The organism is Microbulbifer salipaludis (assembly GCF_017303155.1).
GTDB lineage: Bacteria > Pseudomonadota > Gammaproteobacteria > Pseudomonadales > Cellvibrionaceae > Microbulbifer > Microbulbifer salipaludis.
The window spans coordinates 1,009,447-1,024,861 of record NZ_JAEKJR010000002.1 but is presented as its reverse complement, the minus strand read 5'-3'; the positions used below and the strand labels follow the sequence as shown (position 1 = coordinate 1,024,861).

At 61.0% G+C, this 15,415-nt stretch carries 16 protein-coding genes; 2 read left to right on the top strand and 14 right to left on the bottom strand.

The features are described from left to right. Window positions 1-23: 23 nt before the first annotated feature. The 7 genes from recO to JF535_RS09985 all read right to left on the bottom strand — a co-directional run bounded on the left by recO (window position 24) and on the right by JF535_RS09985 (window position 7,288). Window positions 24-791: a DNA repair protein RecO gene (gene recO / locus JF535_RS10015; RefSeq protein ID WP_340674158.1), complete on the bottom strand. Its 768-nt coding sequence runs from the start codon at window positions 789-791 to the stop codon at window positions 24-26. Between the two features lie 17 nt (window positions 792-808). Further along, window positions 809-1,720 carry a GTPase Era gene (gene era / locus JF535_RS10010; protein ID WP_207001725.1) on the bottom strand — a complete coding sequence of 304 codons (912 nt, stop codon included), beginning with the start codon at window positions 1,718-1,720 and terminating at the stop codon, window positions 809-811. Between the two features lie 90 nt (window positions 1,721-1,810). Next, on the bottom strand, window positions 1,811-2,494 hold the full coding sequence (rnc, locus tag JF535_RS10005) for a ribonuclease III (RefSeq protein ID WP_207001723.1): 684 nt from the start codon (window positions 2,492-2,494) through the stop codon (window positions 1,811-1,813). A 3-nt stretch (window positions 2,495-2,497) separates the two neighbouring features. Beyond that, window positions 2,498-2,944: a DUF4845 domain-containing protein gene (locus tag JF535_RS10000; RefSeq protein ID WP_066965230.1), complete on the bottom strand. Its 447-nt coding sequence runs from the start codon at window positions 2,942-2,944 to the stop codon at window positions 2,498-2,500. A gap of 67 nt (window positions 2,945-3,011) precedes the next feature. After that, on the bottom strand, window positions 3,012-3,788 hold the full coding sequence (gene lepB, locus JF535_RS09995; protein WP_207001721.1) for a signal peptidase I: 777 nt from the start codon (window positions 3,786-3,788) through the stop codon (window positions 3,012-3,014). Window positions 3,789-3,876: 88 nt separating this feature from the next. Continuing rightward, on the bottom strand, window positions 3,877-5,682 hold the full coding sequence (lepA, locus tag JF535_RS09990) for a translation elongation factor 4 (protein ID WP_207001719.1): 1,806 nt from the start codon (window positions 5,680-5,682) through the stop codon (window positions 3,877-3,879). A 190-nt stretch (window positions 5,683-5,872) separates the two neighbouring features. Beyond that, window positions 5,873-7,288, bottom strand: coding sequence for a DegQ family serine endoprotease (locus JF535_RS09985; protein ID WP_207001717.1), 1,416 nt, complete (start codon window positions 7,286-7,288; stop codon window positions 5,873-5,875). Between the two features lie 223 nt (window positions 7,289-7,511). Here JF535_RS09985 and mpaA point away from each other — a divergent pair, with 223 nt between their 5' ends. Continuing rightward, window positions 7,512-8,240 carry a murein tripeptide amidase MpaA gene (mpaA, locus tag JF535_RS09980; RefSeq protein ID WP_207001715.1) on the top strand — a complete coding sequence of 243 codons (729 nt, stop codon included), beginning with the start codon at window positions 7,512-7,514 and terminating at the stop codon, window positions 8,238-8,240. Window positions 8,241-8,299: 59 nt separating this feature from the next. Here the strand turns inward: mpaA and ycjG are convergent, their stop codons facing one another. The 5 genes from ycjG to rpoE form a co-directional block, all read right to left on the bottom strand. Beyond that, a complete protein-coding gene (ycjG, locus tag JF535_RS09975; protein WP_207001713.1) occupies window positions 8,300-9,247 on the bottom strand; it encodes an L-Ala-D/L-Glu epimerase in 948 nt (315 codons plus the stop codon). A gap of 177 nt (window positions 9,248-9,424) precedes the next feature. Further along, a complete protein-coding gene (locus JF535_RS09970) occupies window positions 9,425-9,940 on the bottom strand; it encodes a SoxR reducing system RseC family protein (protein WP_207001711.1) in 516 nt (171 codons plus the stop codon). Between the two features lie 50 nt (window positions 9,941-9,990). Further along, window positions 9,991-11,058, bottom strand: a complete 1,068-nt coding sequence (locus JF535_RS09965; protein ID WP_207001708.1) for a MucB/RseB C-terminal domain-containing protein — start codon at window positions 11,056-11,058, stop codon at window positions 9,991-9,993. 95 nt (window positions 11,059-11,153) lie between these two features. After that, on the bottom strand, window positions 11,154-11,843 hold the full coding sequence (locus JF535_RS09960) for a sigma-E factor negative regulatory protein (RefSeq protein ID WP_207001706.1): 690 nt from the start codon (window positions 11,841-11,843) through the stop codon (window positions 11,154-11,156). A 297-nt stretch (window positions 11,844-12,140) separates the two neighbouring features. After that, entirely contained in the window at window positions 12,141-12,755 is a 615-nt protein-coding gene (gene rpoE / locus JF535_RS09955) for an RNA polymerase sigma factor RpoE (protein WP_207001704.1), read from the bottom strand. Between the two features lie 155 nt (window positions 12,756-12,910). Here rpoE and nadB point away from each other — a divergent pair, with 155 nt between their 5' ends. Beyond that, window positions 12,911-14,602, top strand: coding sequence for an L-aspartate oxidase (nadB, locus tag JF535_RS09950; RefSeq protein ID WP_242523782.1), 1,692 nt, complete (start codon window positions 12,911-12,913; stop codon window positions 14,600-14,602). Between the two features lie 28 nt (window positions 14,603-14,630). On the opposite strand, the gene JF535_RS09945 is transcribed toward nadB, so the two are convergent. After that, complete coding sequence (locus JF535_RS09945) at window positions 14,631-15,131, bottom strand: protein YgfX (RefSeq protein WP_207001702.1); 501 nt, start codon at window positions 15,129-15,131, stop codon at window positions 14,631-14,633. Continuing rightward, on the bottom strand, window positions 15,106-15,351 hold the full coding sequence (locus JF535_RS09940) for an FAD assembly factor SdhE (RefSeq protein WP_207001699.1): 246 nt from the start codon (window positions 15,349-15,351) through the stop codon (window positions 15,106-15,108). Before JF535_RS09940 ends, JF535_RS09945 begins: the two co-directional genes overlap by 26 nt. Between the last annotated feature and the right edge of the window lie 64 nt (window positions 15,352-15,415).

The window sequence follows — 15,415 nt, the reverse complement described above, 5'->3', positions numbered from 1 at the left end:
CAACTGCGCCCCAATGCGTGCCGTCAACCTTCGCTGTAGACCTGGCGAAATAGTTCGCGGCTTTTCAGCGGGCGATTTCCCAACAGGGGCTGCAGTAATTGCCGGGTCAGTCGCTTGGCCGCTGCCAGGGCATCCGCCGGCGGTGGTGGTCTCTCCCCCTCCCCGGCTGAATTCAGCAATTGTGCCAGTGCAAGAAGGTGTGCACCGGCGAAGTCGGCGCTGCGCAATGCCTGCCCCGCCGGCACCACCACAGGCACAAAGCCATCTTCGGCGGTCAGCCGATACACCGCGTCCGCTCGCACGGCTCCGTGGTCGCGCGGGCTGTATGCGAGATCCGGGCAGCTCCCCAATGACCGCAACAGATTCAGTTCAAACAGCCGCAGGGGCAATTCCAACTCCGCACTGTGTTCCCCGGAGGTGCCCGCCAGGGCCCCCAGTAACTGCTGATAGCCCGCAAAGATCGCGAGAAACCCCTCCCCCTCCGGCAACAAGCGCACCAGCAACTCATTGGCGTAGAGGCCGCCGTAGACGGCGCGGCCTGTCAGCCACGCGGGCTGACCGGCACTTTCCAGCGGACCGAGTGTTTTAAGGTCGTGGCGCCCGAGCAGGGTCACCAACAGGGGGGAAAACGGTTGCAGGGCGCGCTGGCGGCGCTGCTTGTCACGCCGGGCGCCCTTTGCAATACAGGAAATGCGCCCAAAATCGGGCGTCAGCAGCTCCAGAATCAGGCTGGAATCACGGAAAGGCCGGGAGTGCAGAATGTACGCCGGTTGCGGAGGCAGCTGCTGCACGGTGGTTGCTTGCCCGGTTAGCGCTTGTCGACGTAGCCAAGACTGCGCAGTGCGCGCTCGTCATCAGACCAGCCGGATTTCACTTTCACCCAGAGGTTGAGCATCACCTTGCTGTCGAACAGGCGCTCCATATCCACACGCGCCTGCTGACCGATCTGCTTGATCCGCTCGCCCTTGGTACCGATCAGAATGCGTTTTTGCCCGTTGCGCTCCACCAGAATCGCGGCACTGATATGCAGGACTTTTCCTTCCTGGGCAAATTCTTCGACCTCCACGGTCACCGCATAGGGAATCTCGGCACCGAGTTGACGCATGACTTTTTCGCGTACGATTTCAGCAGCAAGAAAGCGCGAACTGCGGTCGGTAATCTGGTCTTCTTCGTAAAAATGTATACCTTCCGGCAGGCGCTGCACAATCACGTCTTCCAGTGCCTTGAGGTTGGCTTCGCGCAGTGCCGATATAGGCACGATTTCCGCTTCGGGAAAGCGCTCGCCCAGTGCCTGCAGCTGTGGCAGCAACGCGTTCTTGTCCTCGAGCTGATCCACCTTGTTGATCGCAATAATCAGTGGGCACTTGAGCCCGCGCAGCTTCTGTGCAACCAGCTCGTCACCCTCGGTCCAGCGAGCGCGCTCCACCACGAATACCACCACGTCCACATCGCGGGTGGAGCTGATTGCCGCGCGGTTCATATAGCGGTTGATCGCCTTTTCTTCCCCCGCATGCAGCCCCGGGGTGTCCACAAAAATGATCTGGTTGGCACCCTCGGTCTTGATGCCCAGCATATTGTGGCGTGTGGTCTGTGGCTTGCGTGAGGTAATACAGATCTTCTGCCCCAGCACGTGATTCAACAGGGTGGACTTACCCACATTGGGGCGGCCGACAATGGCCACATAACCACAGCGGGTGGGCGAGGTATTGGAATCGCTCAAGAAAAATCTCCGGGCCTCTTCGGCCTGCGCACCGGCCGCTTACCGGCCGGTGTAAAAAATATGCTTTGGGTACTGATGCTGAGTATAGAGTCAGGATTGCCCGGTCAGTCGGGTGTAGGCTTCGCTGGCGGCGGCCTTCTCCGCTGCCCGTCGATTACCGGCGGTACCGCGCACCGGCTGGTTGAGTCCATCGACGCGGCATTCCACCACAAACTGCTGAGAGTGCTCCTCACCGACCACATCGACTACCTGGTAGTCGGGTAGCGGCTTCTGCCGCGCCTGCAGCCATTCCTGCAGTCGCGTCTTGGGGTCCTTGGCGGTTTCCAGCGAGAGGTTCTGTAAACGCGGGGCAAACCAGGCCAGTACCCGCTCGCGCGCGGCTTCCAGCCCCGCATCCAGGTAAATGGCACCAATAATGGCCTCTACCGCATCCGCCAGAATGGACGCGCGGCGGTGGCCACCGCTTTTCATTTCCCCTTCGCCGAGCCGCAGGCACTCCCCCAGCTCCAGTTCGCGTGCCAGTTTGGCAAGGGTCTCACCGCTTACCAGCTGCGCGCGAAGACGGCTCATCTGGCCTTCACGCCCTTCGGGAAACTGTTCGAACAGGGCCGCACTGATGGTAAACCCGAGAATGGAGTCGCCGAGGAATTCCAGCCGTTCGTTGTTGCGGCTGCCGTGGGAGCGATGGGTCAGGGCCAGGGTGAGCAAGTCCGCCCGGGCAAACTGATACCCGAGGCGGTTGCCAAGTCGTTGCAGGTGGAGGTCGTCGGTCACCGGTCAGTATTCGTCTCGCTTGCGAAACTGCTCAAGATCCACCAGAGGCTCACAGCAGAGCTCGGGCTTGGCAGTATTCAGTTGTTTGTCGAACTTCATCACCACATCCACGTTGTGGAGCAGCGGCTGACGCAGTTCGTAGTTGATGCTTACCAGGGTGCTGTCTGCACCGCGGATAATTTTTACCGATTGTGCTGGCTCACCACGCACATTGTTGATGGTAAAGAAGCGATCCAGCTCGCGCTTGATTTCGCTATTACTCATCTCACGGATGCCGCTTTGCTTGGACAGGGTTACCAGACCCTCTTCCACGAAGTGCGCGTCCACATAAGCTGGCCCCATTTTGGACACGATGGTCAGGCCAAACCCGAATACCGCAATGACAAACAGCCAGCCCCAGTAACTCATGCCCCGCTGTCCGGCGAACGGTGTATGTTGTTGTAAAGCCATTCTCTAGTACCGTTTTATCGTTATTAATGCCGGTCCATGGTTCCAGTCAATGATTGGGCAAAGAGTCCTACTCGATGCCGCCCACCCGCTCAAAGCTGGGCAGGCTCAATAGTTTGTCCCAATGCATCCAGATTGCAAAGGCCTTGCCGACAATGTCTTTCTCCGGTACGAAGCCCCACTTGCGGCTATCGAGACTGTTATCCCGGTTGTCCCCCATCATGAAGTAGTGCCCCTCGGGCACCACCACGGTGCGTACATTGCCGTATTGCGTCGGCACCACCTGTTTCGCCATCAGGTGGCGATGACCATCGATTTCCTCCCACAGGAACTCTTTCTGCGGGTTACCCGGGGGCAGCGCCTGGATCAGCTCTTGGGGTGCCGGCTTGCCATTAATAAACAGCTGGTTGTTGACCAGCCGGATCTCATCACCCGGCAAGCCGATCACGCGCTTGATGTAATAGGTTTCATTGGCGTGCGGCGGAAAGAACACCATCACGTCGCCACGCTTGGGTTCACCGATATCCACCACTTTGGTGCGGGATACTGGCAGGCGCAGCCCATAGGCGTATTTGTTGACGAGGATGAAATCCCCAACCTGCAGGGTGGGGTCCATAGAGGCCGACGGAATCTGGAAGGGCTCGACGATAAAAGAGCGCAACACAAAGACAATGGCCAGTACCGGAAAGAAAGACTTGGCGTATTCCACCACCACCGGTTCTTCAACCTGCTGCCCTTTATCCGCGCGGGCCTTGCGCCCCGGAGCAAGCAGCAACAGATCAAGCAGCCAGATAACCCCTGTCACCACCACCAGCAACAGCAAAATAAGGGGGAAATTGATATCCATTCAAACGTCTCTTTCTGACGGGTTCTTATCGATGGTTGTCCAAAACACCGGGGTTCATCCCCGGGCGCGAGGCCAGTTCGGCCTCAAATCAGTTGTCTACCTTCAGCACCGCCAGGAAGGCATCCTGGGGCACTTCTACCCGGCCAAGTTGCTTCATGCGGCGTTTACCGGCTTTCTGCTTTTCCAGCAGCTTTTTCTTACGGGTCACGTCACCACCGTAACACTTCGCGGTTACGTTTTTGCGCAGCGCCTTAACCGTGGTACGCGCGATCACCTGACCACCAATCGCCGCCTGGATCGCCACATCGAACATCTGCCGTGGAATCAGCTCTTTCATCTTCTCTGCCAGGGCACGGCCGCGCTGCTGCGCATTGTCGCGGTGCAGGATCACGGCCAGGGCGTCCACCCGCTCACCGTTGATCAGAATATCAAGGCGTACCAGTTTTGCCGGGTCAAAGCGCACAAAGTTGTAATCCAGCGATGCAAACCCGCGGCTGACCGATTTCAGGCGATCGAAGAAGTCCATCACCACTTCGCTCATGGGCAGCTCGTAGCGCAGTGACACCTGACCACCCACGTACTGCATGTCTTTCTGGATACCGCGTTTCTCGACACACAGGGTAATCACATTGCCCAGGTAATCCTGTGGAACCAGGATATTCGCTTCCACGATCGGCTCACGCATTTCCTCGATCATTCCCAGGTCGGGCATGCGCGAGGGGTTGTCCATGTTGACCAGTTCGCCGTTGGTCAGCTGCACTTCGTAGACCACCGTGGGGGCGGTGGTAATCAGATCCAGGTCGTACTCGCGCTCCAGGCGCTCCTGGATGATCTCCATGTGCAACATGCCAAGGAAGCCACAGCGGAAACCGAAGCCCAGGGCGTCGGATGTTTCCGGCTCGTAGAACAGGGAAGCATCGTTGAGCGAGAGCTTGTCCAGCGCATCGCGGAAGGCTTCGTAATCGTCAGAGCTCACCGGGAACAGACCGGCGTAGACCTGCGGCTTCACCTTCTGGAAGCCCGGCAGCATCTCCACCTCTTCCGCGCCCTTGGCATGGGTCAGGGTGTCACCCACGGGGGCACCGTGGATGTCCTTGATGCCGGCAACCACGAAGCCCACTTCGCCGGCTCGCAGTACGCCAGTCTCTTTGCGTTTGGGGGTAAATACGCCCACGCTGTCCACCACATGGGGACGGCCAAGGGACTTGGTCACAATCTTGTCTTTGGTACTGAGGGTGCCCTGCATGACCCGCACCAGCGACACCACGCCGAGATAGCTGTCGAACCAGGAATCGATAATCAGGGCCTGCAGCGGCGCCTCCACATCACCCACCGGGGGCGGCACCAGACGCACCAGATCTTCGAGTACGTCCTCCACGCCAATGCCCGATTTGGCACTGCAACGGGTCGCCTCGGTCGCATCGATACCAATGATGTCTTCGATTTCCTCGGCCACCTTTTCCGGTTCGGCTTGGGGAAGATCCATTTTGTTCAGTACCGGAATCACTTCCAGGCCCTGTTCAATGGCGGTGTAACAGTTGGCCACGGACTGGGCTTCGACGCCCTGTGCGGCGTCCACCACCAGCAAGGCGCCTTCACAGGCCGCCAGCGAGCGGGAAACTTCGTAGGAGAAGTCCACGTGTCCGGGGGTATCGATGAAGTTCAGCTGGTAGGTTTTACCGTCGCGAGCGGTGTAATCCAGGGTCACACTCTGGGCCTTGATGGTAATGCCCCGCTCCCGCTCGATGTCCATGCTGTCGAGGACCTGTGCGGCCATCTCACGCTCGGTCAGGCCGCCGCAGACCTGGATAAAACGGTCGGCGAGGGTGGATTTCCCGTGGTCGATGTGAGCGATGATGGAAAAGTTGCGGATATGGGAGAGATCAGTGGCCACTGCGAGGATAAAACCTTTTAAAAATCAGTGAGTTAATGGGCGGACCGGGCCGCGCTGTGGGCGCAAGTCTAACAGGTTGCACGAAAAGTGCATCCAATCTCCGCGGAGCCCCGACTGTTCAAGGGCTCCGGGCACCTGACCGGGCTCGGGCCGCGGCGTGGCAACCGCGGGAGCCCGTCCATTCACCGGTTTAATCCTCTTCGATCTGGATGGTGCGGAAGGTGGGCTGGCCACCGCGGAAGAAGCGGATTGGCAACAGCTCGCCCTTCGGCAATTTCTTGGCGATCTTCTGGTAATCCGCGAGGGATTCCACCTGATCGAATCCGAGCTGGGCAATGATGTCTCCGCTGCGCAGGCCGGCATTGGCACCGGCCTTGCCCGGCACCACTTGCTTCACGATAACGCCACTCTCCACGCCGAGACGCTGCTTCAGGCCATCGGGAATCTCATCCACTACCAGGCCGAGACGACCACCAACATCCGAGCTCTGCGGTGCGACAGACGCCTGCTGGCCGCCGTCGTCACCGGGCAGCGCACCCACGCGCACTTTGAGCTTTTCCTGGTTGCCTTCCCGCATCAGCAATACCGGCACTTCGGTGCCCGGGCGGGTCTGGCCCACTACATGGGGCAGGTCTCCGGACATATTGATTTTCTGGCCGTTAAAGCGGGTGATGATGTCCCCGACTTTGATCCCGGCTTTGTCGGCGGGAGAACCGGCCTCCAGCTGGCCCACTAGTGCGCCGGAGGGCTTGCCGAGGCCCATGGCGGTGGCCAGTTTGCGATCCACATCCTGGATACCCACACCCAGCCAGCCACGATCCACACGCCCCTTCTCCATCAATTGCGCCACAACGTCCTGCGCCAGGCTCGCGGGGATGGCAAAGGACAGGCCGATAGAGCCGCCACTGCGGGTATAGATCTGCGAATTGATGCCGACGACTTCACCGTCCAGGTTAAACAGCGGGCCACCGGAGTTACCCGGGTTGATGGCCACGTCGGTCTGAATGAAGGGCACATAGTTTTCACGGCTTTCATTGGGGATGCTGCGCCCCATGGCGCTGACGATGCCGGCGCTGGCCGAGTAATCCAAGCCAAAGGGTGAGCCAATGGCCACCACCCATTCGCCCACTTCCATGCGCTCCGAGTCGCCCCAGCGCACAGAGGGCAAATCATCCGCATCCACCTTCAGCAGCGCGAGGTCCGAGCGCGGGTCGGTACCCACCACCTTGGCCTCGTACTCGCGGCGATCTGTCAGCGTCACCAGCACCTCGTCTGCGCCGTCCACCACATGGTTATTGGTGACTACGTAGCCATCCTTGGAAATGATAAAGCCGGAACCCATGCTGGCTACGGGCCGCTGCTGCCGCTCACGGGGTTCCAGCAGGTGGCGGAAAATGTCCGGAATATCCTGCTGATAGCGCGGCGGCACCGAATTGCGCGATACACGGCTGCGCTCCACGGTGTTGATTTTCACCACCGCGGGAGAGTTCTGTTTGATGAGGTCGGTCAGTTCTGGCAGACCGCGCGCATGTGCCGCGGTGGAAACCAGCGAAAGAGAAACCAGATAGCAAAGTGCAAGCAAAAACTGCGAGTAGCGTGCAACCATATTTGTTACCCCTGAAAGGCCCTTTTACTAATATTCATTAAAGTGCGTTCCGCAAGCCGACCCCGATTGCCGCCCGGAGGCGGTGACCATCGCATTCTGTCGGCGACGGGTACCATTACCGGCCGCATCTCCGGGCAGCCCCGGATGACCAGTACCACACTGTTAGTTAGAGATTTCGCGGAAAAGTTCTCATAACCCAGTGTAAAACAGTGTTAAGGAATCCATGAGCCAGCACAGAGACCCTACTCCGGCACTGCGCCCGCGCACTGACCGGGGGCTGTTCCACGGCCAGCGCCTGCAGTACGGGCAATCGGTTCTCGGGGCGCCCCTATTTTACTTTCCGGCCGATGTCTGCGACGAGCATACGGGCATCGTGATGGCCGGCACCCACGGTGATGAAGTGGCTGCCGTGGTCACCCTGTCCTGCGCGCTGCGTACACTCCAGGCCGGGCAGCGCCGTCATCATGTGATCCTCGCGGTCAACCCGGACGGCTGCCAGTTAGGCACCCGTTGCAACGCACGCGGGGTGGACCTGAACCGCAATTTCGCCACCATCAACTGGAAAGGGGGCGGCACCGTCTACCGCTGGAACAGCGCCGCCGATGAGCGCGATGTATACCTGTCCAGTGGCGACCGCGCCGCCTCGGAGCCGGAAACCCAGGCACTGTGCCGGCTGGTCACCGAGCTGGAGCCGGCCTGGATGGTCTCCATCCACGAACCCCTGGCCTGCGTGGAAGACCCGTTGCAAAGCCCGCTGGGCCACTGGCTGGCCGAGCGCATGGAGCTGCCACTGGTGACCGATCTGGGTTACCAGACGCCAGGATCCTTCGGCACCTGGGCGGCGGAACATCAGTACCCCTGCATCACCCTGGAGTACCCGCCGATTTCTGCGGATGTGGCCAGCGAAGAGTACCTGGCCGTCACCACCGACTTACTGCGCTACATCCCCTGACCCGGGGCCGCGCCATTGGGCCTATCTCAGGTCCAGCCCAGGTCCAGCTCAGGTCCAGCTCAGGTCCAGTAGACCCCACCATCGGCAAACCGCAGCGGATCGACATCCTTGGCCAGCCAGGTCGGCCCATCGAGGTCCACAAAACGGGCCTGCTCACCCAGACGCCAGGCGGCGCGTATCGCGCGGGACGTACACAGCATACACCCCAGCATCACTGCGAAACCCTGGGCCCGCGCCGCTTCCGCAAGCGCCTCGGCCTCGCGAATCCCGCCGGCCTTGTCCAGCTTGATATTCACCATGTCGTAAAGGGGTTTGAGCCTGGGCAGGTCAGCACGGGTGTGGCAGCTTTCATCCGCGCAAATCGGCAGGGGATGTGGGAATTCACCCAGATACGTGTCTTCCCCGGCCGGTAGCGGCTGCTCCAGCATGTCGACCCCCTGCTCTGCCAGCGCGGCGCACAACTCGGGCAATCCCTGCTCGGTCCAGGACTCATTGGCATCGATCACCAGTTGGCTACTCGGGGCCGCTGTGCGCACCGCGGCCACGCGCTCCAGCACGCGCTGCCCGTCGAGCTTCAGCTTGAGCACCGTTACCCCCGACGCCACAGCGGCCCGCGCCGCCTGCGCCATTGCCTGCGGCTCATCAATGACCAAAGTTTGTACCGTGGGGAGCCAGCCGGGGTGACCAAGCACGCTGCCGGACTTCTTGCGCTGCCAGTCCTCCAGCGCACAATCGATGGCATTGCGCGCCGCGCCCGCCGGCAGGGTTTCCTGTAATTGCTCCCGGCTCAGGCCTTCACCCAGCGCCGGCAGTACGGATGAAATTTCAGCGAGCACCGATTCGACGCTCTCGCCGTAACGCGGATACGGGGTGCACTCCCCCACTCCGGTAACGCCTTCGGCGGACAGTTCCACCACCACTACCCAGGCCTCAGTACGCACACCGCGGGAAATGACAAATGCCGTGCGCAAAGGCCAACTTTCCGCGTAACACTTCCCCTCAAACATCGGCGCTCTCCTTGTTGAAACCGCGCTGCCGTCACCGCCGTCGCCAGTCAGCACTCAGTGTAGGAAGTTATTTGCGGAGTGATTGGGGAAAAGTGAAAGGCGGCGACATTCCCAGCGGGAACGCCGCGGAACATTCAGATGAAGGAAAAGCACAACAGGGCCGAACAGCCCAGAGAATCAGGACAACTGCACCGCTGGAATGGAACAGGGCGTACCCCCGCCCTCAACCCGCAAGAACTGCGGCGCCATATTCGGATTGTGACGATTGTAATGGCTGTACACACGCACCAGCAGTGCACCCAGCGCGAGCCCAGCCAGGGCGCCGAGCATTGCACCCGCTTCACCACTTGACTCGCCACCAGACTCACCACCAGCGATCGCACCCAACAGTGCATCGCCCCCAAGGGCACCCAGCACCAGCAACACCAGCGGCAGTAGATAGACTAACAGCGCACTGGTCGCCAGGGTGTTTTCTGCGATACCGATAACCACGGTATCGTGCAAACGAATAGAGGCCAGAGCCTTGGGGGCAACCGCCACACGCACCCGTGAGGCGTTGGTCCAGAAGTCGCCGAGCAGTCCGGTGCCGCAGCCAGATTTGGCAGCACAGCTGTGGCAACCACTGCGCTGCACCGTTTCCAGCCAGACACCCGTCTGTTCCAGGGCCACCACACGGCCGCGCTCTTCAATCATGGGACTGCCACACTCGCCGCACTGGCACTAAACACACACGTCACCCGCTGTCAGTTCCTGGCCTTCACCGATCTGGCAACCAGGCGGGCGGTATTATCCGGAATTTCGCCCACAACGGTAATAGTAAAGCGCACACCGTCCACCTCGAGGTGATCCATATACGCCACCGTGGCGCCACGCACCGCGCGCCCGGTGTAGTTCATTTCCGGTGCCAGGCGCTGTACGAACACCGTAAAGGCGTTCAGCCCGTCGCTGAATACCAGCATCTCGCCATCGGACAGCGCACGCGTCGCCACCGCACGGAAGCCTGTGGGCGCCCACCCCAGCTGCCAGCGGCTGGAGAGACTGTCGCACTTTCCGGAACCGTCGCTCTCCCGCGCATCGTCCGATTGCGGCTGCAGCTCGCTGTCTTTGATCGGTGCCAGGTCGACCTCGACAAACTGAAAGCGCTCCAGCACGCGCCCGGCAGGCGCCACCAGCATCGACTTGAGCGGCAGGCCGGTTTCCTTGTCCACGCTGATCACCACCGCAAACCGATGGGGATCGCGAGGCCGCGCTTCCAGCACCACTGCCTCGCGGTCGGCGATACGCTCTTCACCGCGAATCAGGAAGCGATAAATATTCTGTACATTCTGCAGGCCGGCGCTGCTCCACAGCCCGGTGCGGGACAGCGGACTGCCATCGCGCCGGCATTGGGCATCAGCCCCGCGACTCACCAGCTCCCGCGGCGCCCCGGTAAGGTAGCGGATGCGCTCGATCTGCTCACCATCGCGCACGCCATGCACCACCTCCAGCGTCTCCATCACCCCGACATGCTCAAAGGTCACCAGCCCGCGGTATTCGAGATTTGTCACGGCATCCGCGAGTTTTGCCAGCAGCGCCTCGGTTTCTACATCCGGCACCGGTACATCCTGGCCCGCAGGCACGCCGTCGCCCGGATCCGCGGCTTGCGCAGCACCGTCTGGGTTACTGCCCGCCACCGGGGCCGACGATTGCGGAGCCTGTTCCTGCGCCGCGCTCTGCGCGCTGGCCGAGGGAAACAGGGGAACTGCCGCCAGCAAAAAAGCCAACAGCAAGCTGTTGGCTTTAAGGGCGGAATAACGGAAAACTTTCGCCATGATCATTCTTTATTAGTGGCTAACATCAACGGGAATTGCGTCGGACGCCGGCTGCCTCGGCATGCCGGCTGCTCCGTAAAACGCCAACAGAGTATTCACTCCGGCGTGCGTTCACCGTAGGTGGCACGGGCAAAGGGCACCATGCCCTGGCTGCCGACACGGGCCGCCTGCTCCGAGTGTTCGAGCATAACCCGATTGAGGTGACGCATCAGCTCAGGTGAAGGCACCATCTGCACCTGAGGCGACGGGCTGCCCACCCGCTGCTCAGGCACCAGCTGCGGCGCGGTGCTTACCGGACGGGTATTCAAGGTAGGCACAAGGAAACCACTGGGCTGGGGAGCGGACTGCACAGGCTGCTGGGCCGGGCGTTCCAGCTCAGCAACCATTTGAGTACCCGGCTGCGGCGACTGCATCTGCTGTACACCCAGTACCGCGGCAAATGCCACCGTGGCCGCCACAGCGCCGCGCGACAACGGGCGCCACCAGCGACTGCGACCGGATTCACCGGCGTCATTGGCCGCCGCAGGCTGCGCACTTTCCGCCAGTGATGGCTCATCCGCGATCGCCGCCGAGATACTGGCCGCCAGACCGAGATCCACCGGCGCGACCTTTTCGCCCCGCAGCACGCTGCCTGCTAACTGGTAGCGCGACCAGCGCTGCTGCAAGTCTCCGCCAGCGGCATCACTCGATTTAAGCAGACGCTGAATCTCCAGCTCGGAAGCTTCGCCATCCACCAAGGCAGATAGCGATTCATTCAAACGCTGTTGATGATTCCCGTGGGACATACGGGCCAACCCTCTTTCAGTGCAATTCAGTGGATGTGGCAAGCACACCCTGTGTGTTGGTTTCTGAGACCGGCTTCAACCGGAAAAGTTTTACGTGGAGGCAAAATTTGTGTGAATTGATCGATCCATTTGCCTGTCGTACCAGTCACATGGCCGTTTTAGACCAAAAAGCTACCAGCCGAGCCCACCACAAAACAAAACTGACTAAATATTAGACGATGCCTCGTATCTCTCACCGTCCACATCTCTCACCTTCCGCGCCGCACACCCGCTGAGCGGGGGCTACTGCCCGGGAAATCAGCCGCGGCCGTCTGCCGGTTCCGGCTCTCCCGCCATCGTCGCCTGCACAGCGCGGTCAATAGCCTCACGCGCGCGGAAGATACGTGAGCGCACAGTACCCACCGGGCAACCCATGACCTCGGCAATTTCTTCGTAACTGAGCCCCTCCATCTCACGCAGGGTGACTGCGGAGCGCAGATCCTCCGGCAGCTCGCGAATTGCGCGGTGCACGGTCGCCTCCAGCTGATCGCGGAACAGCTGATTCTCAGGGGTTTCGTTATCGCGCAGCAGGTCGGCGCCGGAGTAATACTCGGCATCTTCCAGATCCACATCGGAAGACGGCGGGCGCCGGCTGCGCGACACCAGGTGATTCTTGGCGGTATTGATGGCGATGCGGTACATCCAGGTATAGAAAGCGCTTTCCCCACGGAAGTTGGCCAGTGCACGGTAGGCCTTGATAAACGCTTCCTGCACCACATCATGCACCTCGGCATGATCGTGAATATAACGGCTGACCACCGCCATAATTTTGTGCTGGTACTTGAGCACCAGCAGGTCAAAGGCGCGCTTGTCCCCCTTTTGGACCCGCTCCACCAGTTGGCGGTCACTTGGTGACGCCTGTTGCCCTGTCATCCCCTACTCCCAACCACGGCTGCAGCCCAAACTGACCGCAAACTCAGGATTATTCTGTTGTGTCCAAGACACCGAAATTTGGTCATAAGTTCCTGACAAATCGGTATTTTTTAAGATGGCGTATACTACGCGCCCCTCAACCTGAATAAAACTCTATGAGCGACGAGGCGAAGGAACCCTTGAGTACCGGCGACAGCACCCGCGCAGACACCCCAAAAAACGGCAGTAACACGCACTACGATGTTCTGGTGATCGGCAGTGGCGCTGCCGGCCTGACCCTGGCATTGCATCTGGCGGCACGCCACCGTGTGGCACTGCTTTCCAAGCAGCGCCTGCGCGACGGATCCACCTGGTTTGCCCAGGGCGGAATCGCCGGCGTGCTGGACGAGACGGACTCGGTAGCCGCGCATATAGCGGATACATTAGATGCAGGAGCCGGACTCTGCCACCCGGATGCAGTGCGCTTCACCGTGGAAAACAGCCACACTGCCGTGCACTGGCTGATCAACCAGGGCGTGGACTTCACCCGCGAGGAAGATGGCGATTACCACCTGACCAAAGAAGGTGGGCACAGCCATCGCCGCATCATCCACAGTGCCGATGCCACCGGACGGGCAGTGCACAGCACCCTGATCGAGCGGGTGCGCCAGAGTGCAAACATCGACTGCTTCGAGCACCATATCGCCCTCGACCTGATCCGCCAGCCGGATGCAGCCACAGGGCGCTTCCGCTGTGCCGGCAGCTACGTCTACAACAAAAAGACGGAAGAAGTGGAAGTCTTTCAGGGGCGCGCCGTGGTACTGGCGACCGGCGGCGCCTCCAAGGCCTACCTCTACACCAGCAATCCGGACGGGGCCAGTGGCGATGGCATTGCCATGGCGTGGCGCGCGGGCTGCCGGGTGGCCAACATGGAATTCAACCAGTTCCACCCCACCTGCCTGTATCACCCCAAAGCGAAATCCATGCTGATCACCGAGGCACTGCGGGGAGAAGGCGCGCAGCTCAAGCTCCCCAGCGGCGAGCGGTTTATGCAGCGCTTCGACAAGCGCGGAGAGCTGGCGCCCCGCGACATTGTCGCCCGCGCGATCGACCATGAGATGAAACGCCTGGGCGCCGACTGTGTGTACCTGGACATTTCCCACAAAGACCCGGCGTTCGTGCGCGAGCACTTCCCCACGGTGTACCGCAAGTGCCTGGAGTACGGGATTGATATCACCAAAGAGCCCATTCCGGTGGTGCCGGCCGCGCACTACACCTGCGGTGGCGTGATGGTGGACCAGCACGGCCGCACCGACCTCGACCAGCTGTACGCCATCGGGGAAACCACGTTTACCGGCCTGCACGGGGCCAACCGGTTGGCGAGCAACTCGTTACTGGAATGTGTGGTCTACGCTCGCTCCGCGGCCCTGCACATCGAGGAAACCCTGGCCGCAGTGAGCCCGCCCAGGCCGGCCCTGGCGTGGGATGCCTCAAGAGTGACAGACTCCGATGAAGACGTTGTGATTTCGCACAACTGGGACGAGTTGCGGCGCTTTATGTGGGACTTTGTGGGGATTGTGCGCACCCGCAAACGGCTTTTGCGCGCCGAGCACCGGGTGAAGTTGCTACAGCAGGAAATTCGCGAGTTTTACGCCAACTACAAGATCACCAGCGACCTGATCGAACTGCGCAACCTCGCGGTCGTCGCCGAGCTGATCATCCGCTCCGCGCTGGACCGTCGCGAGAGTCGCGGGCTGCACTACTCCCTCGACTATCCCGGGCTGCGAGAGCTGGCCATGGATACCATCCTGGTCCCGGAAAACTTCGCCAACCAGCGCCAGTTTATCGACCTTTCACCCGCCCACTGAAGCGGGCATCCGGGTTCCTGGCGCCCGCTTAACGGGAATAGCGCAAAGCCACCTGCAGCCGGCGCCAATCAGTGGCGTCGGCACCATCCCGACACAGCACCAGGCGCAGGCGCCGGCCATCGGCGTCGCGGCCGTTGATCACAATCAGCCAGCGCCACAGGGTCAGCTCGCCACAGAATTGAAACGCGCGTCTTGCCCCCCCTTTGGGCTGCCAGTACCAGCGCTGTTCGCTCGTGGACAGGCGCCCTTCGAAAGCGGCGAGCCGCCGCCACTCGAAAACGGCAAACGCGATAATCAGGGGGATTGTCAGGGCCACCAGCCCCCAGGGCAGGCGCGATAACGCGAGCAGCAGAGTGGCCTGAACAGCCATCAGCACGACACCGAGCTGCAGGAGGCGCGAGGCGCGAAGATCGCAGGCCAGCCGTGCACTGCGCCCACTGGACGCGGTATTGACGCCCGCAGCGCCGCGCCCGGCCGTGGCCGAGTCGCCGCGGGCGGAGGGTTCAGTCCTGCAGACCGGTGTTGTCACGGATAATCTGCACGATTTTCTTCAGCTCCGGGTCTTGCGGGTCTTCCCGGCGCAGGAACCAGCCGAACAGATCCTGATCCTGCTCGTCCAGCAGCTTGATGAAGCGCTGCTTGTCATCCTCGGAGAGAGTCTCGTACACATTCTCCAGAAATGGCAGCAAAACCAGATCCAGCTCCAACATGCCGCGACGGCAGGCCCAAAACAGGCGATTGCGATCCATACTTCTCTCTCAAACACAGGTTGCGAATTGCGCGCAGTATAGCGGTAGTTGAAATCCCGCGGCA